The 20,498-nt window shown below is 72.2% G+C and carries 21 protein-coding genes; 9 read left to right on the top strand and 12 right to left on the bottom strand.

Annotated elements, in window-relative coordinates; translation table 11 throughout:
* Positions 1–13 precede the first annotated feature (13 nt).
* On the bottom strand, positions 14–775 hold the full coding sequence (locus UW392_RS42960; RefSeq protein WP_320780731.1) for a phosphoglyceromutase: 762 nt from the start codon (positions 773–775) through the stop codon (positions 14–16).
* Between the two features lie 168 nt (positions 776–943).
* Between UW392_RS42960 and UW392_RS42965 the strand changes: the two genes are divergently transcribed.
* A complete protein-coding gene (locus tag UW392_RS42965) occupies positions 944–2,221 on the top strand; it encodes an MFS transporter (protein WP_320780732.1) in 1,278 nt (425 codons plus the stop codon).
* Positions 2,222–2,275: 54 nt separating this feature from the next.
* Here UW392_RS42965 and UW392_RS42970 read toward each other — a convergent pair whose 3' ends face one another.
* Positions 2,276–3,520: a helix-turn-helix transcriptional regulator gene (locus UW392_RS42970; RefSeq protein WP_320780733.1), complete on the bottom strand. Its 1,245-nt coding sequence runs from the start codon at positions 3,518–3,520 to the stop codon at positions 2,276–2,278.
* The gene (locus UW392_RS42975; RefSeq protein ID WP_320780734.1) at positions 3,517–3,837 is read right to left on the bottom strand and encodes a putative quinol monooxygenase; all 321 of its coding nucleotides are present in this window, start codon (positions 3,835–3,837) and stop codon (positions 3,517–3,519) included. The genes UW392_RS42970 and UW392_RS42975 overlap by 4 nt, the downstream gene beginning before the upstream one ends.
* Positions 3,838–4,475: 638 nt before the next feature.
* Here UW392_RS42975 and UW392_RS42980 point away from each other — a divergent pair.
* Positions 4,476–4,757: a hypothetical protein gene (locus UW392_RS42980; protein ID WP_320780735.1), complete on the top strand. Its 282-nt coding sequence runs from the start codon at positions 4,476–4,478 to the stop codon at positions 4,755–4,757.
* 72 nt (positions 4,758–4,829) lie between these two features.
* On the opposite strand, the gene UW392_RS42985 is transcribed toward UW392_RS42980, so the two are convergent.
* Entirely contained in the window at positions 4,830–5,285 is a 456-nt protein-coding gene (locus UW392_RS42985; protein ID WP_414497222.1) for a DUF2000 family protein, read from the bottom strand.
* Positions 5,286–5,334: 49 nt separating this feature from the next.
* Here UW392_RS42985 and UW392_RS42990 point away from each other — a divergent pair, with 49 nt between their 5' ends.
* A complete protein-coding gene (locus UW392_RS42990; RefSeq protein WP_320780736.1) occupies positions 5,335–6,180 on the top strand; it encodes an AraC family transcriptional regulator in 846 nt (281 codons plus the stop codon).
* Positions 6,181–6,183: 3 nt separating this feature from the next.
* On the opposite strand, the gene UW392_RS42995 is transcribed toward UW392_RS42990, so the two are convergent.
* Both UW392_RS42995 and mshA read right to left on the bottom strand, forming a co-directional pair.
* Positions 6,184–6,678 (bottom strand): YbjN domain-containing protein, encoded by a 495-nt coding sequence (locus UW392_RS42995; protein WP_320780737.1) that lies wholly within the window; start codon positions 6,676–6,678, stop codon positions 6,184–6,186.
* 41 nt (positions 6,679–6,719) lie between these two features.
* Entirely contained in the window at positions 6,720–8,075 is a 1,356-nt protein-coding gene (mshA, locus tag UW392_RS43000; RefSeq protein WP_320780738.1) for a D-inositol-3-phosphate glycosyltransferase, read from the bottom strand.
* A gap of 295 nt (positions 8,076–8,370) precedes the next feature.
* Here mshA and UW392_RS43005 point away from each other — a divergent pair, with 295 nt between their 5' ends.
* The 3 genes from UW392_RS43005 to UW392_RS43015 all read left to right on the top strand — a co-directional run bounded on the left by UW392_RS43005 (position 8,371) and on the right by UW392_RS43015 (position 12,551).
* Positions 8,371–9,219 carry a class I SAM-dependent methyltransferase gene (locus UW392_RS43005; protein WP_414497225.1) on the top strand — a complete coding sequence of 283 codons (849 nt, stop codon included), beginning with the start codon at positions 8,371–8,373 and terminating at the stop codon, positions 9,217–9,219.
* Positions 9,220–9,493: 274 nt separating this feature from the next.
* Positions 9,494–10,624: an NlpC/P60 family protein gene (locus UW392_RS43010; protein ID WP_320780739.1), complete on the top strand. Its 1,131-nt coding sequence runs from the start codon at positions 9,494–9,496 to the stop codon at positions 10,622–10,624.
* Positions 10,625–11,000: 376 nt separating this feature from the next.
* Positions 11,001–12,551: a PP2C family protein-serine/threonine phosphatase gene (locus UW392_RS43015; RefSeq protein ID WP_320780740.1), complete on the top strand. Its 1,551-nt coding sequence runs from the start codon at positions 11,001–11,003 to the stop codon at positions 12,549–12,551.
* A 107-nt stretch (positions 12,552–12,658) separates the two neighbouring features.
* On the opposite strand, the gene UW392_RS43020 is transcribed toward UW392_RS43015, so the two are convergent.
* The 3 genes from UW392_RS43020 to UW392_RS43030 all read right to left on the bottom strand — a co-directional run bounded on the left by UW392_RS43020 (position 12,659) and on the right by UW392_RS43030 (position 14,497).
* On the bottom strand, positions 12,659–12,997 hold the full coding sequence (locus UW392_RS43020) for a DUF2516 family protein (protein WP_320780791.1): 339 nt from the start codon (positions 12,995–12,997) through the stop codon (positions 12,659–12,661).
* A gap of 157 nt (positions 12,998–13,154) precedes the next feature.
* A complete protein-coding gene (locus UW392_RS43025; RefSeq protein ID WP_320780741.1) occupies positions 13,155–13,802 on the bottom strand; it encodes a hypothetical protein in 648 nt (215 codons plus the stop codon).
* Between the two features lie 152 nt (positions 13,803–13,954).
* Positions 13,955–14,497 (bottom strand): helix-turn-helix domain-containing protein, encoded by a 543-nt coding sequence (locus UW392_RS43030; protein WP_320780742.1) that lies wholly within the window; start codon positions 14,495–14,497, stop codon positions 13,955–13,957.
* Between the two features lie 299 nt (positions 14,498–14,796).
* Between UW392_RS43030 and UW392_RS43035 the strand changes: the two genes are divergently transcribed.
* A complete protein-coding gene (locus UW392_RS43035; protein WP_320780743.1) occupies positions 14,797–15,246 on the top strand; it encodes a hypothetical protein in 450 nt (149 codons plus the stop codon).
* A gap of 328 nt (positions 15,247–15,574) precedes the next feature.
* Positions 15,575–16,450 (top strand): nitroreductase/quinone reductase family protein, encoded by an 876-nt coding sequence (locus UW392_RS43040; RefSeq protein WP_320780744.1) that lies wholly within the window; start codon positions 15,575–15,577, stop codon positions 16,448–16,450.
* A gap of 250 nt (positions 16,451–16,700) precedes the next feature.
* Here the strand turns inward: UW392_RS43040 and UW392_RS43045 are convergent, their stop codons facing one another.
* Complete coding sequence (locus tag UW392_RS43045; RefSeq protein ID WP_320780745.1) at positions 16,701–17,414, bottom strand: HAD family hydrolase; 714 nt, start codon at positions 17,412–17,414, stop codon at positions 16,701–16,703.
* Between the two features lie 712 nt (positions 17,415–18,126).
* Entirely contained in the window at positions 18,127–19,008 is an 882-nt protein-coding gene (locus UW392_RS43050; protein WP_320780792.1) for a GntR family transcriptional regulator, read from the bottom strand.
* A 291-nt stretch (positions 19,009–19,299) separates the two neighbouring features.
* Between UW392_RS43050 and UW392_RS43055 the strand changes: the two genes are divergently transcribed.
* The gene (locus UW392_RS43055; protein ID WP_320780746.1) at positions 19,300–19,488 is read left to right on the top strand and encodes a hypothetical protein; all 189 of its coding nucleotides are present in this window, start codon (positions 19,300–19,302) and stop codon (positions 19,486–19,488) included.
* A gap of 69 nt (positions 19,489–19,557) precedes the next feature.
* Here the strand turns inward: UW392_RS43055 and UW392_RS43060 are convergent, their stop codons facing one another.
* Positions 19,558–20,472, bottom strand: coding sequence for a FadR/GntR family transcriptional regulator (locus tag UW392_RS43060; protein ID WP_320780747.1), 915 nt, complete (start codon positions 20,470–20,472; stop codon positions 19,558–19,560).
* Between the last annotated feature and the right edge of the window lie 26 nt (positions 20,473–20,498).

Consider the following 20,498-nt stretch of genomic DNA (forward strand, 5'->3'; position numbering starts at 1 on the left):
TCTTGGTACCGGCTTACTTCTTCTTGCCCTGGTTCTTGACCGCCTCGATGGCCGCCGCCGCGGCCTCCGGGTCGAGGTAGGTGCCGCCCGGGTTCTGGGGCTTGAACTCGGCGTCCAGGTCGTAGGAGAGCGGGATGCCCGTGGGGATGTTCAGGCCCGCGATGTCCTCGTCGGAGATGCCGTCGAGGTGCTTCACCAGGGCGCGGAGGCTGTTGCCGTGGGCGGCGACGAGGACCGTGCGGCCGGTGAGGAGGTCCGGGACGATGTTGTCGAACCAGTACGGAAGCATGCGGACGCCGACGTCCTTCAGGCACTCCGTGCGGGGGCGCAGCTCGGGCGGGAGCGTCGCGTACCGCGCGTCGTGGAACTGGGAGTACTCCGCGTCCGCGTCGAGCGGCGGCGGCGGCGTGTCGTACGAGCGGCGCCACAGCATGAACTGCTCCTCGCCGAACTCGGCGAGGGTCTGCGCCTTGTCCTTGCCCTGGAGGGCGCCGTAGTGGCGCTCGTTCAGGCGCCAGCTGCGGTGGACCGGGATCCAGTGGCGGTCGGCGGCCTCCAGCGCGAGCTGGGCGGTGCGGATCGCGCGCTTCTGGAGGGACGTGTGGACCACGTCGGGCAGCAGGCCGGCGTCCTTGAGCAGCTCACCGCCGCGGACCGCCTCCTTCTCGCCCTTCTCGTTGAGGTTGACGTCCACCCAGCCGGTGAACAGGTTCTTCGCGTTCCACTCGCTCTCGCCGTGGCGGAGGAGGATCAGCTTGTACGGTGCGTCGGCCATGGTCCTGAGCGTAATCGAATGCCTTGGCTCCCCGCGCGGGCGGCCGGTACCGGGCACCGGTTCGCCCTTCGGTTGACTGCTTCTGTTAATCGAGTGGCCTGCGCGCCCGTCGTCCTCGTAAGTTGTGCTCACCGCCTGAGCCACTTACATACTTTACGGGGGACCTCCATGCCTGCCACCACTCTGGGACGCGCCGTCCGGGAGACCGTCTCCGGGCTGCCACGAGAGTTCTGGTGGCTGTGGACCAGCACGCTCGTGAACCGGCTGGGAGGGTTCGTCGCCACGTTCATGGCGCTGTACCTGACGCTCGACCGCGGTTACTCCGCCTCGTACGCCGGTCTCGTCGCCTCGCTGCACGGGCTCGGCGGAGTGCTGTCCTCGCTCGCCGGGGGTGTCATGGCCGACCGGCTGGGCCGGCGGCCAACGCTGCTCGTCGCGCAGGCGTCGACCGCCGTGGCCGTCGCGCTGCTCGGTTTCGTGCGGGACCCGGTGGCCATCGCCGCCGTCGCCTTCCTGGTCGGCGCGGCCAGCAACGCCTCGCGGCCCGCCGTGCAGGCGATGATGGCGGACATCGTGCGGCCCGAGGACCGGGTGCGGGCGTTCTCGCTCAACTACTGGGCGATCAACCTGGGGTTCGCCGTCTCGTCCATGGCGGCGGGCTTCATCGCGGAGGTCAGCTATCGCGCGGGCTTCCTGATCGAGGCCGGGATGACGATGGCCTGCGCGATCCTCGTCTTCGTGAAGCTGCCGGAGTCGCGGCCCACGGCCACGGCCACCGCCGGCAAGCACACCGGGGACGGTGTCGGGCTGGGCACCGTGCTGCGCGACGGGCGCTTCATGAGCGTCGTCGGGCTGTCCTTCCTCGTCGCGCTCATCTTCCAGCAGGGGTCGATCGGGCTGCCGGTGGCCATGGGGGCGGCCGGGTTCACGCCCGCCGACTACGGCCTCGCCATCGCGGTCAACGGCGTCCTGATCGTCGCCCTCCAGATCCCCGTCACGCGCTTCATCGAGCACCGTGATCCGCGCCGGCTGCTCGTCGTGTCGTCCGTGCTCGCCGGGTACGGCTTCGGCCTCACCGCCTTCGCGGGGTCGGTCGGTGTCATCGCGCTCACGGTGTGCGTGTGGACGCTCGCCGAGATCGTGAACGCGCCCACGCAGACGGGACTGGTCGTCCGCCTGTCGCCCACGCACGGGCGCGGCCGCTACCAGGGGATGTACGCCATGTCGTGGTCCGTGGCGGCGCTGGTCGCTCCGCTCACGTCCGGGTTCGTCATCGACCGGTGGGGGGCGGAGTGGCTGTGGGGGCTGTGCGCGGTCGTGGGGACGGTGGCCGGGGTGGGGTACTGGGTGTTGATGCGGGGGCTGTCGATGACTGAGCCCGTGCGCGAGGAGGTCCGTGCGGTGGACCACGAGCAGCTCGGGGAGTCCGAGGTCCGTGCCGTATGACGGAGTTGGTGCCGTATACCGGGGTCGAACGGCCGTCACCGCGGCCAGGACCGGTTACGTCATTGCGTCCAGGCGATCGGCGAGCGCCCTCAATTCGGGCGACGCCCCGCGCCCGGCCATCAGCAACAGTTCCTTGACGACGTCACGCGCGACCATGTGATGTCGGATGATCTCCGGGGCCACGCTCTCCGCCTCCAGCAGTGAGGCGAGCGCATCGCCCAGCTGCCGTCGTTGGGCGTGCGCGCGGCCGACGTCCATCAGCATCCGTGCCTGCCGCTCGGCCGACAGCCCGCTGGTGTCCACGGTCCCGGCGATGTCGAGCGCCTCGCCCGCGTCGCCGAGTTCCACAGCTGTGGACACCGCTTGGATCTCGACGTTGACGGGGCCGAATTCAAGATTGAAGTCGTTGCGTCCATCACCGACCCGATCGGCCACCGCCCGTGCCCTGGCGATCTGTTCGCGTGCTGCCGCGCGCTGCCCGGAACGTGCGTGCACCAGCGCGAGGGCGAGGTGCAGGGACCCCAGGACCGACAGCTCCTCGGTGTCGGCCGCATTCGACTCCGCCTGGGGGGCGAGGGCGTTGATCGCCGTCGCGGCCGTGTGTTCGGCCTGGTCGAGGTGGCGTAGCCGGACGAAGACGTGGACCAGGCGGAAGACGCCGACGAACACGCCGAGCTCGTCACCGGCCATTTCGGCCGCCCGGATGGCACGGTCGGCGGCCACCCATGCCGCGTCGGCCTGGTTCTGGCGTACGAAGGCCGAAGCCAGCGCCTGATACGTGCGGGCCAGCAGCCCGAACGCCTCCGCGCGCTCCTCACGCGATGCCGTCCGGGAGACTCGCTCCAGCCGTGGGACGAGGGGTGCCAGCGCTCGGCTCAGCTCGGCGAAGCGCCCGGAGTGCGTCAACGTCCAGAGCCGGTCCACATCGCCACGCAGTCCGTCGAGCGGCTCGTCGCCGTGGGCGGTCGGGCGATGGCCCAGGACGACGTCGAGCGCGGGGTGTCCGGACATCACCAGACGGGCCTGGTCCAGGTCGTTCCGCGCCTGTGCGGCCGGCACCCCGTCCGAGCCTGTCGCGTCCGGCGCCTCGGGTTGGAGCACGTTGAGGGCAACGTCCAGACCGTCTGCGAGCAGCCGCAGCACATCCAGCCGGTTGACCGGCTGGATACCGCGCTCGACCTGCGACACCCAGCTGGCGGTGCGTCCGATGGCCAGCGCCAACTCGCTCTGTGTCAGCCCCCGCCGACGCCTCAGCTCCGCGACCCGCGTACCGAAGGCCGGTCGTTCGTGCGCCGTCACGACTGTGCGGCCACCTTCCCGTCGATCGCGTCCAGGAAAATCACCTCGGTGCCCGCGAGGTACTGGCCGCGCTCGGAAAGGAAGTGCCTGACGTGCTCCTGGGCCTCGTGTGCCTCGAAGGCTTCCCGGTCCGCGTAGAGCTCGTAGAAGACGCGGGTCAGCGGCTCCTCGGGCGGGGTGTGTCGGACGTACACCAGCGTTCCGGGCTCATGCTCCTCGATGCCCTCCATGGTGCGGGCGCAGAGGTCGTCGAAGGCGGCTGCCGCCTCATCGCTCGCAAGCAGGAAGCGGACGACGAGGCCGAGTCCCTGGGTCATGTGCCCTCCCTCCGGGGGCGCCCAGTCTGGCAGTCACACATAAGAGTTACGAGTCACAGTTTTCCTTAACTCGCAGCGTTTCTGTGAATACGCTCTGTTCGGTCGACGCGTCACTAAGGATCCGAGCGCCGACCTGCACGGTGGACGGCTCCTGGCTCGTCTCACCGAGCCCTGCACCGCACCACACACGAAAACCCCCGCGACCGCGCTGCATGCGGTCCGGGGGCATGGCCAACCTGAACAAGGCAGGTAGACATGCCGCACTTTATCTCCCTCCTGCTCGTCCGACTGCTGAGGTTGTTGCTGCCGCCTCGGGGTCGTCACCGAGCAGTCACACCGCCGTTGCCCCCACTCACCCGGCGGCAACCGGAACCGACCACCCGGACCGTCGGCCCGAGCTCGTCGCCCATCCCTCCCCCACCATGGCTCCTCCCCGGCGAAGCCTCCGCCCTCGTACGCCCCTACCTCCTCACGTCCGCTGAACTCGCCCACCGCAAGCACCTCCGCCGGCAGCAGCGCCACCGTCGTCGCGCCCTCTGGCTCGCCACGTACGGCGTCGATGTCGGGCCCCGTCGTATCCACGGTGTGGAGGTGACCGCGTGACGGCTGAGGGGCGTGAGCCGGAGGAGGTGCGGTCGGTGCCCGTGCTTCGGCTTCTTCCCTGGGCGTCGGCCGACGGCAGGCCCTCCTACCTCCTCACCGACGACCACGGCGGGTACCTCTCCCGCAGGGCCGACCTGGTGGAGGTGACGCAGATCGGGATGGGGCTGCGGCTCGTCGAGCACGCGGTGGCGCTGCTCGACGAGCCGGAGACCGGCGTCCCCGAGCTGCGCTATCTGACCGCCCGGCTGGTCGAGGCGCTCCGGGACAGCCTCCGTATCGCCGAGAGCCGCGGGGCCCGGCCGGGCGGCGTGGAGTGACGGGCCGGGGCGGCTGCGGTGTTCCCCGCAGCCGCCCCGGCGGGTCCCTCACGGCACAACGGGCGTCACGGGTCACGGATGCATCCGGGCACCCTTCAGCACCTTGTCCACCGCGTTGCGCGGGCCGTACACCGAGAGGCCGACCAGGTCCAGGTCGTCCGTGCGGACGGCGCGCACCGCCGCGCGGTTGTCGCGGTCGTTGCCCGTGGTGAAGAGCTCCGACGTGAAGACCGCGCGCGGGAGGGCGCGGGAGAGCGCGCGTGCGTGAGCGGTCTTCAGGGTGCCCCCGGTGCCCTGGAAGACCAGGACCGGCTGGCGGATCATCGGCAGGTACGCGACGCCGTCCGCGTCCTCGTACGGGTCGCCGATCACCTCCGGCAGCTGTGCGCCGAGGCCGCTCACCAGGAAGGCGGTCACGTTGAGGCGCTGCCAGGTCTCCAGGTCGTCCCGGAGCAGGACCGCGATCTTGGTGTCGAAGCGGATGGGCTCCGCGGTGTTCTCGGTGGTGGTCGTGGTCATCGTGCTCATGCCTCGAGACTGCCGATCGCCGCACGGCCGCGTCTTGTACGTTTTTTGCATGTCCGCCGTTGAGCAGGGGCGCAAGGAGATCCGCGACGTCACCGCCTGGCGCCCTCGCGTACCCGGCGTCGTCGAGGTCTTCCACGCGCACTACACGGCCTACGCGTACCCCATGCACGTGCACGACGCCTGGACCCTGCTCGTCGTCGACGACGGCGCCGTACGGTACGACCTCGACCGGCACGAGCACGGCACCCCGCACGGCACGGTGACGCTGCTGCCGCCGCACGTGCCGCACAACGGGGCGCCCGTCACGGAGGCGGGTTTCCGCAAGCGGGTGCTGTACCTGGACGCCACCGTGCTGGACGCCGGTCTCGTCGGTGCCGCCGTGGACGGGCCCGATCTGCGCGATCCGCAGCTGCGGCGGGAGGTGGGGCGGCTGCACGCCACGCTCGCCCGCCCCGGGGACGAGTTCGAGGCGGAGAGCCGGCTCGCGCTCGTGAGGGAGCGGCTGCAGGAGCGGCTGCGGGAGCACCTGCGGCCCGGTCGCCGCGCCGGAACCGTACGGCGGGCGCTGCCCGAGGGGCGGCCGCCGGCCGGACGGCTCCGTGAGCTGCTCGACGAGCGGGTCGCCCAGGGCGTGACCCTGGCGGAGGCCGCCGCGCTCGTGCACGCGCACCCGGCGCACCTGGTGCGGGCGTTCGGCGCCGCCTTCGGGATCGCGCCGCACCAGTACCTGGTGTCACGGCGGGTCGACCGGGCGCGACGGCTGCTGCTCGACGGGCTGCCGGCGGGCGAGGTGGCCGCCGCGACCGGCTTCTACGACCAGGCCCACCTCACCCGGCACTTCAAGAAGCTGGTGGGGGTGGCGCCGGGGCGGTACGCGCGTACCGCCGTCCGGTGACCGTCAGCCGTCCGCGGCGGGCCGCGTCAGATGGGCGAACGCCTCCAGGTTCCGCGTCGACTCCCCCCGCGACACCCGCCACGCGTACTCCTTGCGGATGGCGGTCGCGAAGCCGAGTTCGAGGAGGGTGTTGAAGGGGCCGTCGGCCGCCTCCAGGACCGAGCCGAGCAGCCGGTCGATCTCCTCGGGGGTGACCGCGGACAGGGGGAGCTTGGCGACCACGTACACGTCGCCGAGCGGGTCGACCGCGTAGCTCACGCCGTACAGCTTGAGGTTGCGCTCCAGCAGCCAGCGGTGCACGCCCGCCTCGTTTTCGTCCGGGTGGCGGATGACGAAGGCGTTCAGGGAGAGGGAGTGCCTGCCGACGATGAGGGAGACGGTCGTCGACAGCTTGCGGGTGCCGGGGAGCTTCACGACGTAGGTGCCGGGGCCGGGACTCTCCCACTCCAGTTCCGCCCCGGCGAGGAACTGCTCGACGATCGACGCTGCGTCAGCCATGCAGCGAGCGTACGTCAGCCGTGGTGGGCGCCCGCGGTACGTCAGCCGTGGTGGGCGCCCGCGCGGGCCTTGCGGCGGTGGGACTGGACGGCTTCCGTGTAGACGTCGGCCGTGGCCGCGGCGGACGCCTCCCAGCCGAAGGCCCGAGCGTGCCGGGCCGCCGCCGCGCCCATGCTGCCGGCGAGGTGCGGGGTGTCGGCGAAACGGCGCAGCACGCGCGCGTACGCCACGGGGTCGTGCCCGTCGACGAGGAAGCCGGTCTCCTGGTCGCGCACGGCGACGGGGAGGCCGCCGACCGAGGCCGCGAGCACCGGCGTACCGGCCGCCTGCGCCTCGATGGCGACCAGGCCGAAGGACTCGCTGTACGAGGGCATGACGAGGACGGAGGCGGCGCGGAACCAGTCCGCGAGCTCGTCCTGCCGCACGGGCGGCCGGAAGCGGACGACGTCGGCGATGCCGAGCCGGGCGGCGAGCTTCTGCAGGCCCTCGGGTTTGGCCAGGCCGCTGCCGCTGGGGCCGCCGACGACCGGGACGACAAGGCGCGAGCGGAGCTCCGGGCGTTCGCCGATGAGCACGGCGACCGCGCGGAGGAGGACGTCGGGGGCCTTCAGGGGCTGTATACGGCCCGCGAAGAGGGGGATCAGCGCGTCCTGCGGGAGGCCGAGGCGGGCGCGGGCGGCGGCGCGGCCGTCGGCGGGGCGGAAACGGTCGAGGTTGACGCCGGGGTGGACCACGGCGACCTTGGCGGGCTCGGCCTCGTAGTGGCGCACCAGGTCGGCGGCCTCTTCGGTGGTGTTGGCGATGAGGCGGTCGGCCGCGCGCACGATCTGCGTCTCGCCGATGACGCGGGCGGCGGGCTCGGGGGTGTCCCCCTCGGCGAGCGCGGCGTTCTTCACCTTCGCCATGGTGTGCATGGCGTGGACGAGCGGGGCGCCCCAGCGTTCCGCCGCGAGCCAGCCGACGTGGCCGGAGAGCCAGTAGTGCGAGTGGACCAGGTCGTAGTAGCCGGGGCGGTGGCCCGCCCACGCCTGCATCACGCCGTGCGTGAAGGCGCACAGCTGCGCGGGCAGCTCCTCCTTCGCCAGGCCCTCGTACGGGCCCGCGTCGACGTGCCGGACGAGGACGCCGGGCGCGAGCTCGACGGACGGCGGGAGGGCGGCCGTGGTCGCCCTGGTGAAGATCTCGACCTCGATGTTGATCGCGGCCAGCCGCTGGGCGAGCTCCACGATGTAGACGTTCATGCCGCCGGCGTCGCCCGTGCCGGGCTGGTGCAGCGGCGAGGTGTGCACGGAGAGCATGGCGACCCGGCGGGGCCTGCGGGAGGGCAGCCGGAGCCGCGCGGACACCGCCGGGGAGCCCGGGGAGCGACGCCCGAGCCTGCTGGCGTACTGGCTCACGTGGCGTTCCTCCTTGTACGGGCGCCTTGCGTCCTGGAGCGGGCGCTTGCTGCGGGCGGGCCGGCCGGAGGGCGCACGGTCCCCTCCGAAGAGGGGGAACACCGGAGCGGGCCGCTCCATTTCCTCTTTGCCGAATTATTACGGAGATCGCTCAACCGTTCGACTCGGGGCGCGTCCGCGAGGGCCGTACACGCCCGTGAGCATGCGTAAGCAGTCGTACGCGTGGTCGCAACCGTCACACAAGCCTCGTATACCCCCGGACGAGGGCAACAGGCCGCCGCTTACCCTCGTACGTATGACAACCCGCGCGGCGGCCCTCCCCCGCTCCCGGCCCCGGTCGAGCGGGGGGACCCCCGTCGTGGGCACGGTGACGCGCGGGACCACGAACCCCAACCGGCTGCGCCGCATGGACCGCTGGATCGCGGCGGTCCACGGCGCCGAACTGCGCCGCGCCGCCGACCCGGTGGCCGTCGACCTCGGCTACGGCGCGGCCCCCTGGACCGCGGTCGAACTGCTCCGGCGGCTGCGCGCGGCCGCACCCCGGACCCGCGTCGTCGGCGTCGAGATAGAGCCCGCCCGGGTCGCGGCGGCGCTCCCGTACGCGGAGGAGGGGCTGGTCTTCCGGCACGGCGGTTTCGAGGTGCCCGTGACCGGCCGGCCGACGCTGATACGCGCGGCCAACGTACTGCGCCAGTACGACGAGGACGAGGTCGCCGCGGTCTGGGAACGGCTGTGCGCCCGGCTCGCCCCGGCGACCGCGCGCTCGGGGGGCGGGCTGCTCGTGGAGGGGACCTGCGACGAGATAGGCCGCCGCCACGTCTGGGTCGCCCTCGGCCCGGAGGGCCCCCGCACGGTCACCTTCGCCACCCGCCTCGGCTCCCTGGACCGACCCTCCGACCTCGCCGAACGCCTGCCCAAGGCGCTCATCCACCGCAACGTCCCGGGTGAGCCGGTGCACGCCTTCCTCCGCGACTTCGACCGCGCCTGGGCGGCCGCGGCGCCCTACGCCTCGTACGGCGCGCGCCAGCGGTGGATCCGCGCGGTGCGCGACCTGACCGCCGACTGGCCGGTCCGGGACGGGGGCGCACGCTGGCGGCAGGGCGAGGTCACGGTGGCGTGGGAGGCGCTGGCGCCGCGCGGCTGAGCCCTTCGGATGCCCTTCGAATGCCCTTCGGCGCTCTCGGTGCTCTCGGTGCTCCCGGTGCTCTTCGGCGCTTCTCGGTGCTCCTCGGCACAACCAGCGCTTCACGGCCTTCCCCGGCGCCCCCCGGCGCCCCCGCCGGGAACGCCGCCCATGGGTCGTTCGTCCCATCGGTGGGGAGACGTCATGCGGGCGTCCGCCCCTGGGGCGTCCACACGCCCACACGGTACCGACGGGCGATCTGGCAGGTGGTCAGGTGGCAGGCTGGGGGCAGGAAATGGGAACCCGCAAGCGGAGCTTGACCACCGCGGCCGTGGCCCTGGTCTGCGCGGTGACCGTGCTGGGCGCGCCGGGCATCGCCCACGCGGCCCCGACCGCACCGCACCCCGACCCGTCCCCGGGCACGACGGCCTCTCCCGGTGCGACGACCCCGCCCGGTGCGACGGCCGCTCCCCGCGCGACGGCCACGAGCGACGAGGAGCTCGAAGCCGTCCGCAAGCAGCTGGAGGACCTCTACCACGCCGCGGCGGTGGCCACCGACGCGTACAACGCCGCCGAGGAGAAGGCCGAGAAGCAGTCCGCCGAGGTGGTCGAGCTGGCCCGCGAGATCGTCGAGGGCAAGGAGCGGCTGGAGGAGCTGAACGACCTCATCGGCGCCGCGGCCCGCGCCCAGTACCGCGGTGCCGGCCTCCCGCCCGAGGTGCGGCTCTGGCTCAGCGAGAACCCGCAGCAGTACCTCGACGACGCCGACCGCGTCCGCCAGGGCCAGCACGCCTCCCAGGGCCTGCTCACCGAGACGCAGCGCACGCAGGAGGACCTGGAGCAGTACGCGAAGGACGCCTCCGCGCAGTGGAGGAAGCTGGAGGCCAACCGCGCGGCCAAGGCCGAGGCCCAGAAGGAGATAAAGAAGCGGATCGCCGCGGCCGAGAAGCTGGAGGGGCGGCTGGAGCAGGAGGAGCGGGAGCGGCTGGCACTGCTGGAGCAGGAGGCCGCGCGGCAGGCGCAGACCGCGTGGCTGCGCTCGGGCGTGCTGGACGGCGCCCGCGGTGAGGCCTCCGGACCGGGCGAGAAGGCGGTGGAGTTCGCCACGGAGCAGATCGGCAAGGCGTACGAGTGGGGTGCCGAGGGCCCGCGGACGTACGACTGCTCCGGTCTGACCTCCATGGCCTGGGCCGCCGCCGGCGTGGCCGTCCCGCGCACCTCGCAGCAGCAGTGGAAGCAGCTCGAGCGGGTCGACATCGAGGACATGCGGCCCGGCGACCTGATCATCTACAACAAGGACGCGAGCCACGTGGCCCTGTACGTGGGCGACGGCACGATCGTCCACGCCCCACGCCCGGGGCGGACGGTGACGACGACCGGCGCGGGCTCCATGCCGATCCTGGGCGTCGTACGACCGGACGCGTGAACCGGCCACGCGCTCACCGGCCCGCCGCCCGGCGCCGGGCACGGCACCACCCGTGTCCCTCCAGCACGTCTCCCGTGTCCCACCGGTCGCAGGAGTCGTCCGCAATCCCACGTGACCCGCCCCACGTGACGCCCGGCACGTCCCGTCCACCGGCCGGCTCCCCGGCGGCTGCCGGGCGCGTGACATTCCTCATCCCCGGTACGACCGGGCCGTGCCCAAGTGCGTGCGGGCTTGCGGCATATGCCGTTGGCCGAATGCCAGTCGGCTCGCCACGGGCCGTTCCGCTGCGGCGCCGCCTGGCGCTATGGTCCCCGTCGGTGGCCCGACGTCCCGCGGACCACCGTGCCCTCGGGGGGAGGGGAAGGAACCCAAGACGATGCCCGTACCCGTACCGCGGCAGAGGGTGATCCCGGCCGTGGAGAGTGGTCAGGCGCCCGCCGTACCCGAACCCGGCGGCCCGCCCGGACAGCCGCCGCACAGCAGCACCCCCGGACAGCCGCCGCACGGCCCGGCCGCATGCGAGTCCGGAGTCGACTCCGGGTCCGGGAGCGGGCCGGGACCCGTGCCCGGACACCCGCGCGGAAGGGGGGCGGAGAAGGTGGCGGACATGAGCACGGAGGTCAGGACCGTCGCCCCCGCCGACAGCGGCACCAACCTCACCGTGCTGCTCATCGAGGACGACCCCTCGGGCTCACTCAGCGTGCCCGAGCTGCTCGACCCGGCGGGCAAGCCGATCAAGGTGCGGACCGCACGGAACCTCACCGAGGCCGGACGGCTGCTCACCGACGACGTCCACTGCATCCTGCTGGACCTCGCGCTGCCGGCCCGTACGCAGGGAGCGCCCGCCGGCGACCCCGTCGTCGTCGACGACGAGCTGGCCGTGCTCAAGCACGTCCTGCTGCTCGCGCCCCGGCACGCCGTCCTCGCGCTCACCGCGTCCGGCGACGCCGAGCGCGGCGCCGAGGCGGTGCGCGTCGGCGCCCAGGACTACCTCTTCCGCGACGAGCTGGACGCGCGGCTGCTGAGCCGGGCGATCCGCTACGCGGTGGAGCGGAAACGTTCCGACACGGCCGAGCGGCGGCTCACCGAGTCCAGGCTGCGCGCCCAGGAGAACGCCCGGCTGGAACGCGGACTGCTGCCCACCCCACTGCTGGAGGGCTCCCCGCTCCGCTTCGCCGCGCGCTACCGCCCCGGCCGCTCCCGGGCCCTGCTCGGCGGAGACTTCTACGACACCGTCCGCACCCCCGACGGCACCGTGCACGCCATGATCGGCGACGTCTGCGGGCACGGGCCCGACGAGGCGGCGCTCGGCGTGGAGCTGCGCATCGCCTGGCGGGCGCTGACGTTCGCCGGGCTGTGCGGGGACGAGCTGCTCTCCACCCTGCAGCAGGTCCTGGAGCACGAGCGGGAGAGCGACGAGATCTTCGCGACGCTCTGCACGGTCGACATCGCGCCGGACGGCCGCAGCGCGGGCCTGTGCCTGGCCGGCCACCCGGCCCCGCTGGTCGTCCGCCCCGGTCCGGCGCAGGGCCCGGACGCCGCTCCGGTGGCCGCGGCCACCACGGCCCGGACCGCTCCCGCGGCCGAGCTGCTGCCGTACGACAACAACGGCCCCGCCCTCGGGCTGCTGCCGGACGCCCGCTGGCCGCGTACGCAGATCACGCTGGGCGACGCCTGGAGCCTGATGCTCTACACGGACGGCCTGATCGAGGGCCACGTCGGCGACAGCGGGGAACGCCTCGGCCAGGACGGGATGGTCGACCTGATCCGCCGCCTGCTCGCCCAGGGGCTGCACGGCGAGGACCTGCTGCGGGCCGCCGTGAACGAGGCCCGCCACCTCAACGGCGGCGAGCTGACGGACGACGTGGCGGTACTGCTGCTCGACCGGGACCGGGACCGGGAGCCCGCGGTCGCGGGGAACGACTGAGCCACCGCCCGGAGGCGGTGGCTCGGTTGCGCGTACCGGTGCCGCGGCGATCTCGACGGTTGCGGCGATCGCGACGGTTGCGGCGATCGCGACGGTCGCGGTGGTGCCTAGCGGCCGCCGTTGTACGGCCCGTACGGTCCGTCGCTGCTGGAACCGCGGCGACCGCCACGGCCACCGCCCGAGACCTGCTGGAGCGCGGGCCGGACGTCGACGAAGAAGACGATCGTCGCGATGAGGCCCGCGATCTGCAGGAAGAGGAACGGTACGAAGACGTTCACGGCGACCGTGACGCCCAGGATGACGAGCCAGAACGTCTTGGTCTTCTTGTCGGCGGCGCGGTACGCGTCCTCTCGCGCCAGTGCGGCCATCACCAGCGCCACCACAGCGAGCACCAGCATGGCGGTGAAGAGCAGCCACATGAAGCCGCCGAATGCCGTCAGGAGCACAATGCCCACCACCCGATCGAGTCGTCTTACGGCCACCGTACCCGGGAAACGGGCCGGGACATCCTGGAGTGCCCCGGCCCTTTCCGGAAGTACCGGCTATGAGGAGTACGCCCGGCGCTCCCGGGCCACAAGGCCGGCCGGGGTCACCGGACCGTGATCACTTGGCCGTCGGCGTGGTCTTCTTGGCGGTCGTCTTCTTGGCCGCCGGGGTCTTCTTCACCGGCGCGGGCTTCGTGACCGCGGCGGGGGCGGGCTCGGCCTTGACCTCGACGGTCCCGGCCGGCTTCTCCCCCTCCTTGATGTCGTCGACCGGCTTCGTGTCCGGCTCGACGGCGATCGCCAGCTCCTCGATCTCCTCGGCGGCCTCACCGCGCCAGTGCCGCACGGTCTGCTCGCCGTGCTCGGCGACCTTCTCGTAGGTCTCCCGGGCCTTGACGGCGTACTCGGCGGCGACACCCACACCGCGCAGCGCGAGGTCCTGGGCGGTCTCGCCGAGCTTCTTCAGGTCGGTGTCCAGGCTGCCGAGGATCTCGTTGACCTTGGTCTGGATGGTCTCCTGCGTCTCCTTGACGCGGGCCGCGGCCTTCTCCTGGGTCTCCTTGACCCGGGCGCTGGCCTTCTCCTGGACGGCCTTGGGGTCGGTGTGGCGCACGGCCTCGATACGCGCGGGGGCCTCGGCCCGCAACTGCTCGACCAGGTGCGGCACCTTCTTGGCCTGCTGGAGGGCCAGGTCGGCGGTGCCGGCGGCGAAGTAGAGCGGGGTCGGGTCGCTGAGGGTCTTGCGCAGGTCGTCGGTGATGGCCATGGTGACGGTCCTCCGATTGGCTTTCAACTGAGGGTTTTGTCAGGCGTTCAAGCGTTCAAGCGTTCGTGCGTCGTTCGAGCGTTCACGCGTTCAAGGGGTCGAGCGGTCGTGCCGTACGCGGCGACCGCCATGCCGCCCTGTACGTCCTGGGATCAGCTGGCCGTCTGCTGCGGACCGGCACCGCTCCCGTCGCCGTCCGCGCGGGAGCCGGGACTCCCGGCGTCGGTGTCCTGGACGGCGCGTATCCCCGTACGCGCGTCCTCCGCGTCCTGAGCACTCCGTGCGCCCGGAGCGCTCCGAGCGCTCCGCGCGTCCTCGGCCGACTCCTGCTGGGCGGCGATCCCGAACCCGTTCTCCTTGCGGAAGGACTCGTAGATCTGCAGCAGTACCTGCTTCTGCCGCTCGTTGAGGCTGGGATCGGCGAGTATGACGGCGCGCGTCTCCACCTCGTCCCGGTCCCGTTCGGTGTCGTCGAGGATGCCGGCGCGCACGTACAGCGTCTCGGCGGAGATCCGCAGCGCCTTGGCGACCTGCTGCAGCACCTCCGCGCTGGGCTTGCGCAGCCCGCGCTCGATCTGGCTCAGATACGGATTGGACACCCCGGCGGCGTCGGCGAGCTGCCTGAGCGACAACTGCGCGTTGCGCCGCTGCTCGCGGAGGTACTCACCGAGATTGCCGACATTGAGCGATGCCATGCCTCCACCATGCCCGCCCTTGCTAACTTTTGCAAGCGACTGCTTGCAAAAGTGCTCCTGCGTGGCAGCGGTCCGGCGGCGAAGCAACTGTCCTGGACCAGCTCGGCGTTCCGGTCCGGAGCGCGCACCGCATGATGGACGGATGACTGATCGCGAGGAACCGGCGGCGGCAGTGGACACGGAAGCACTGCCCACCCCGGCCGAGGGGCACCACGAGCGCACCGCACGCTCGACGGCAGCGGCCCGCTCAGCGACCGCCCGGCCGACTGGGGTGCGGACGCCCTGACGGGAACCGTCCGGTGAACAGCACCCCGCACGTGCGGCACGCACCGGGGCTCGGGGCTCGGTGCGCTCCTCATCTCCCCGCCGTCAGCGCGGACCACGGCGCCGTCACCGGTTTCGCCGGGGCCTGGCAGCGGCACACCGGCGCGACGCCGGGCATCCGGGACACCCGGCTCCGTCTGTACCGCCTCGGCACCCTCATCCCACCGGAGCCGCTGCCGGCGGGCCGGAGCCGCCTCCTGGGCGAACAGGATCTCGACCGAACCATGTCCTGGTGCCGTGAGTTCGCCGAGGCAGTCGGGGAGAACGTCACCATCGACGCCGCCTCCTGGAGCGGCACCCGTTTCGCCGACAAGCGCTACGGCGCCCCGCGTTATCCAATCCGTTCCCGGACATTACGGCATTGCGTTTCCCCACTTCTGCCCTTACGGTTCCCCCATGACTGCCGGGTCGGCCTTGTGCCGTGAGCGAGTTGGGTGCCCGGCCTCTGAGTGAGGCCGGCGCGGGCCAGAGGTCCGCCGTGTTCTTCCACCGCTGTCCTCAGCACTGTTGCCACTGCTACTGACACCTGCCGGGTGCGCGTACGGCGTCGTCGCCTCCCCCCGGTCAGCAGTGCCTGCGGGTTCGCCGCTTCCGCCCTGTCCCATGCCGTGCAATTCGGGCTGCCCGTAGCCCGAAATTCACCGGGCCATGGGCCACGGCGTTATCAGGCGACCCCGAAAACAGCGGATATCGCAATGCGTGCAAAGCGAAGACCTCGGAACCGCCCTCTCCCCATCACCCGGAAAGCAGAGAATGCCGAACCCTTTCAACCAGCAGATCATCGATGAGTTCCGCGCCCACCACGGGCGGGTAGGCGGCCCCTTCGAGGGCAGCCGGCTCCTCCTGCTCACCACGACCGGCTCCCGGACCGGCGAGCCCCATACGACCCCGGTCGGGTACCTCCCCGATGGCGACGGGAACGTCCTGGTCATCGCCTCGGCGGGCGGCGCGCCCCAGAACCCGGACTGGTACCGCAACCTCCTCGCCGAGCCGCGGGTGACCGTCGAGAGCGGCGCGTTCACGTACGAGGCCGAGGCCGTCGTCCTGAGCGGGGAGGAACGCGACCGGGCCTTCGCACGGGCGGTGGAGGACGAGCCCGGGTGGGCCGAGTACCAGAGCAGGACCGAGCGCGTCATTCCCGTGGTCGCGTTGCGCGAGATACCCGTGGCCGGACCGCCGAACATCAACGCGGCCTCCATGGGCGAGGCCGTCAAGGTCGTCCACGACGCCTTCCGCCGCGAGCTGGCGCTCATCAACGCGGAGGTGCAGCGGGGGGTCGAGAGCGGTGCCGCGCTCGGTGCTCAGCTCCGCGTCAACTGCCTGACCTTCTGCCAGGGGCTGCACAACCACCACACCGGCGAGGACATGGGCCTGTTCCCGTTCCTCGCCGCCCGCCACCCCGAGCTGGGCCCCGTCCTGGACCGGCTGCGCGAGGAGCACGAGCGGATCGCCGCACTCCTGGAGGAGCTCCGCCGCGTGGTGACGGACGCCGCGGCCGACACCACGGCCGACGCCGCCGATCCCGGTCGCGTACGCCGCGAGGTCGAGCGTCTGACCACCGAGCTGGAGGCCCACCTCACGTACGAGGAGGAGCAGTTGATCCCCGTACTGGACGCGGCCACGAGCTGAGGGACCGGGACCGGGGCCGCGCGGGCGTCGCCGGTGAGCGGCGGCGAGCCCTGGGGGGAGGAGATGGGCCCGGGAGAGTCCGCCGCTCACCAGCACGACCACGCTAGCCACGAAAACGATCACCGAGGTGCGCGCACGGTCATGATCCCGTCGCCTTCTCGTAACTCTCGTCACGCCGGATCCTGCCACCGGGCGGCCGGAAGGCCAGTCGGCCGTAAGGCCAGTCGGCCAGTCGGCCGGGCCGATGACGTCAGGCCCCCTCCCGGACCGCCCGGAGCAGTGTCTCCAGGGAGGACACCAGGTGCCCAGCAGGTACGCCCGCCTCCAGGAAGCGTCGTTCGCCGCGTTCGTCGGGGGCGTAGCCGAGGAAGGCCACGCCCGCCTCGCGGGCGGCGGCGGCGTCCTCGGGACGGTCGCCGATCATCAGTGACGCCCCGGGGGCCGCGCCCAGGGTGATCAGGGCCCGGCGCAGGGGGTGTGCGTACGGCTGGGGGAACCGGGGCGGCCGTGGGCGGCCGTGGACGTGCGGGACGAAGCACGCGGTGAGTCCCCTGCCGTCCAGGTACGACAGCACCGGGCGGTCGGAGGTGTCGCTGGTGATGGCCGGCCGGACGCCCAGCGCCACCCAGGTACGGACCAGGACGTCCGCATACGGGGTGGGCCACGCCCGCGGCACCTCCCGCAGCTCCTGCCGGGTGAGCCGTTCCTCCAGTTCCGCCAGCAGGTCACTGCCGGGACGACGGCCGGCCACGGCGGTCAGGACCGGGTACGGGTCCGGGCGGTCGCGTTCCTCCTCGGTGAGGAGATCGTGCAGTCCGCGCTCCCGCAGCCATGCCGCCCGGGCCCTCACGACGCGCTCCGCCGAGCGGCCCGGGTAGAGGAAGCAGATCGGTCCGTCGAAGTCGAAGACCACGTACCGCGTCCGGGACACCAGCTGCCGGAGATGGTCCGTCGCGTCCGCCACCGGCCCGGCTCCCGTCGCATCGAGTCCACTAGGTGAGTGTCAGTGTCGATGGACGGGCGATCGTTGCCCAGAGGGCGTCGAACCATTTCCCCGACTGTTCCACGAACGCTGCGTCCCACCCGCCCGCTCCCCGCTCGAAGCGGAACAGCAGTGACTGCTTGCCCCAGGCGTCGTACACCTCCGGCTCACCGCTCGGCAGTCGAGCACCTGCGCCTGGGACGTACGCTGCGCGGCGAGGGCACGGCGGGTCTCCGCCGCCCGGGCCGCGTCCCCGTCGACCGGCACGGGAGAGGCCTGCGTGAGGTCCGGGTCGGGCAGCAGGCAGCAGGCAGCAGGCAGCAGGCAGCGCAGGATGAGGGACGCGGGCCGCACCCGCCCCTCCCGGACGTGCAGCCGTGCGGTGTGCAGGGCCTCCATCAGCGTCTCCGCCGTGAGGCACACGACGTCGAGCCACGTGCGGCACCTCGCGAGCCCGCTCGATGTGCTCGGCGAGCGTCACGGTGGCCGGCCGGGGCCCCGCCGGCCCCCCGCGCGACGCGGCGATCTCCTGCGGGGGCCGTCCGCTGCTGCCGTTCACGTCCACGTTCTCCTGCGCCGGTGGTGACCCGGTGCTGCCGACCAACTCCGGACATCTCTCGGCCGGTTGGCAGCCGACTCCGGTCCTTGCCAGGTGACCGCACCCCCGGGACAGCCACTCCCGGGACAGCCCCGGCTAGGAGAGCGTCAGGTCCGTGGTGATGGTCTCCCAGAGGGCGTCGAACCATTTCCGGGACTCGGTCACGAACGCGGCGTCCATCTCCCCGCCGTCCCGTGCGAAGGAGAAGAGCAGGGACGTGGGACCCAGGGCGTCGTACAGCTCCAGTGTCCCGTCGTCCGTCTCCTCCTCGCGCCGGGTCAGCTGGTAGTACGCGAACAGCGCCTCCGCGTCGTTGAGCAGGTACAGCTTCACCGGCGGGGTGAGGGGCAGCGCGCGGAAGGTCACCCGGACATCGATGCCGTGGGAGGAGCGCAGGGACAGCAGGGTGTGCCGCAGCACCTGGCCCTGGGCGTTGCGCTGGGCCAGCCAGCGCCGGTGGACCGGGGCGCGCTCCTCCTCGTGGCGCTCCACCGGCACCGGGAACGCCAGGTCGATGTCCCGCGACGGCAGCAGGACACGGACGTCGACCGACTCGGGGCGCAGCCTGCCCTCGTGGATCAGGCGAACCGGTTCGCCCAGGGCCAGCAACAGCGTCTCGGCCGTGTGGCAGGCGGCGTCGATACGGACGTGCGGCGCCGCGAACGCCTTCGTGAGGCGCGGTGCCAGCCCGACCGGTGTCGGCCGGGGTTCGGTCCTCGCGGGGGTGGGGGGCGCGATCCGCGGCGGGCTGCCCTTGCTCACGTTGCTGAGCAGCCCGTCCTCCTGCAGTGCGCGCAGGGCCTGGCGGACGGTGCCCCGCTCCACGCCGAACTCCTCCGCGAGTTCGGCCTGGGTCGGCAGGCGGTCGCCGGCCCGGAGACCACCGGTGCGGATGCGCTCACGCAGGATGTCGGCGATCTCCTGGGGCGACAGCCTTCTGCGGCCGTTCGCTGCGGCGTTCTCCTGAGTCACCGGCAGAACGGTACAACCGTCTTCCCTCCGCGGACCATCCGCGGACCATCCGCGGACCGTCTGCGGACTATCCGCGGACCGACTGCGGACCATCCCCGGACGCTCCGTGAGGACCTGCCCAGCGGCTGTTTTCGAGGCGCGACCAACTGGGCACAACCTCAGTAAGTTGGTTGCCAACTCTGAGGAGTTGGCGGACGGTTTGCCTCCTCTCACCGCGGGTCGGCAGCTGCCCAACGGCCGTGAACGGCAGGTCCGTACCGCTCGGGTACCGGCCCCGCAGCCAAGGAGGTACCACCCGTGCCCCTCATAGCGCTCCTCTCCGCCGTCCTTCTCGCCGGCGTCGAACAGCTCATCGAGTGGCGGTACGGCCCGATGGGGATCATCGGGCTGCTGCTCCTCACCATCGGGCTGAAGGCCAGAAGCCCCCTCTGCAGCTCCATCGGCGCCGTCGTCCTCGCCATGACGGTGACCGCGCCCGCCACGTGACCGCGCCACCGCGGGCCTGCCCCACGGCCGGGGCACCGTACGGACGGCCGAACGACGTCCGGGAGGCGGTCAGTCCGTAAGCAGCATCTCGGAGCTGATCGTCTCCCACAGCGCGTCGAACCACAGGTGCGACTGCTCCACGAAGGTCGTGTCCCGCAGGGCCGCCCCCCGTTCGAAGGCGAACAGCATCGACTGCGTGCCCACGGTGTCGTACGTCTCCAGGTTCTCGCTGTCCACCTCACGCTCGTGCCGCTGCACGGTGTAGTACGCGAACAGCGCCTCCGAGCCGTTGAGCAGGTACAGCTTCACCGGCGGGGTGAAGGGCAGGGCCCGGAAGGAGACACGGACGTCGATGCCGTGCGTCGCGCGCAGGGTCATCAGGTTGTGCCGCAGCACCTGGCCCTGGGCGTTGCGCTGGGCCAGCCAGCGGCGCTGCAGCCGGCGGTCGGCCGACGGGTCGACCGAGGTCGGGGTCGGGAAGGCGAGGTCGATGTGGCGGCTGGGCATCAGCACCCGGACGTCGACCGTGGCCGGTTTCGTGCGACCCGAGTGAATCTCGCGCAACGGCTCCCCCATGGCGAGCGTCAGCGAGACGGACGTCAGGCAGAGTGCGTCGATCTTCACGTGCTCCACGGCGAAGGCGGCCGAGATGCGCGGGGCGAGCGCCACCGTCGTGGGCTGCGGCGGGGCCTCGGGCCCGATCAGGGCGTCCGCCGGGTTCGGTGCCACGGTGGCCGGGCTTCCCTTGGAAACGTTGGTGAGCAGACGCTCCGACTGAAGGATGCGCAGCGCCTGCCGTACGGCACCCCGCTCGACGCCGAACTCGTCGGCCAGCCTGGCCTGGGTGGGCATGCGCTCCCCCGGCCGCAGCACCCCGGACCTGATCCGGCTGCGCAGCTCGTCGGCCACCTCGCGGTGAGACCTCTGTGGCCGTTGTGCCCTCTTCCGCCCATTGACGGCGGTACTTTCCGGCTCCACGACCAAACCCTACAACTTCGCGCCATCTTGCG

The sequence above is a fragment of the Streptomyces sp. CRN 30 genome (assembly GCF_034105845.1).

Excerpts from the sequence above, each read along its gene's own strand:
- UW392_RS42960 (WP_320780731.1), bottom strand. The coding sequence starts at position 775 with ATGGCCGACGCACCGTACAAGCTGATCCTCCTCCGCCACGGCGAGAGC.
- UW392_RS42965 (WP_320780732.1), top strand. The coding sequence starts at position 944 with ATGCCTGCCACCACTCTGGGACGCGCCGTCCGGGAGACCGTCTCCGGG.
- UW392_RS42975 (WP_320780734.1), bottom strand. The coding sequence starts at position 3,837 with ATGACCCAGGGACTCGGCCTCGTCGTCCGCTTCCTGCTTGCGAGCGAT.
- UW392_RS42985 (WP_414497222.1), bottom strand. The coding sequence starts at position 5,285 with ATGAGCACGATGACCACGACCACCACCGAGAACACCGCGGAGCCCATC.
- UW392_RS42990 (WP_320780736.1), top strand. The coding sequence starts at position 5,335 with ATGTCCGCCGTTGAGCAGGGGCGCAAGGAGATCCGCGACGTCACCGCC.
- UW392_RS42995 (WP_320780737.1), bottom strand. The coding sequence starts at position 6,678 with ATGGCTGACGCAGCGTCGATCGTCGAGCAGTTCCTCGCCGGGGCGGAA.
- UW392_RS43005 (WP_414497225.1), top strand. The coding sequence starts at position 8,371 with ATGACAACCCGCGCGGCGGCCCTCCCCCGCTCCCGGCCCCGGTCGAGC.
- UW392_RS43010 (WP_320780739.1), top strand. The coding sequence starts at position 9,494 with ATGGGAACCCGCAAGCGGAGCTTGACCACCGCGGCCGTGGCCCTGGTC.
- UW392_RS43015 (WP_320780740.1), top strand. The coding sequence starts at position 11,001 with ATGCCCGTACCCGTACCGCGGCAGAGGGTGATCCCGGCCGTGGAGAGT.
- UW392_RS43025 (WP_320780741.1), bottom strand. The coding sequence starts at position 13,802 with ATGGCCATCACCGACGACCTGCGCAAGACCCTCAGCGACCCGACCCCG.
- UW392_RS43030 (WP_320780742.1), bottom strand. The coding sequence starts at position 14,497 with ATGGCATCGCTCAATGTCGGCAATCTCGGTGAGTACCTCCGCGAGCAG.
- UW392_RS43040 (WP_320780744.1), top strand. The coding sequence starts at position 15,575 with ATGCCGAACCCTTTCAACCAGCAGATCATCGATGAGTTCCGCGCCCAC.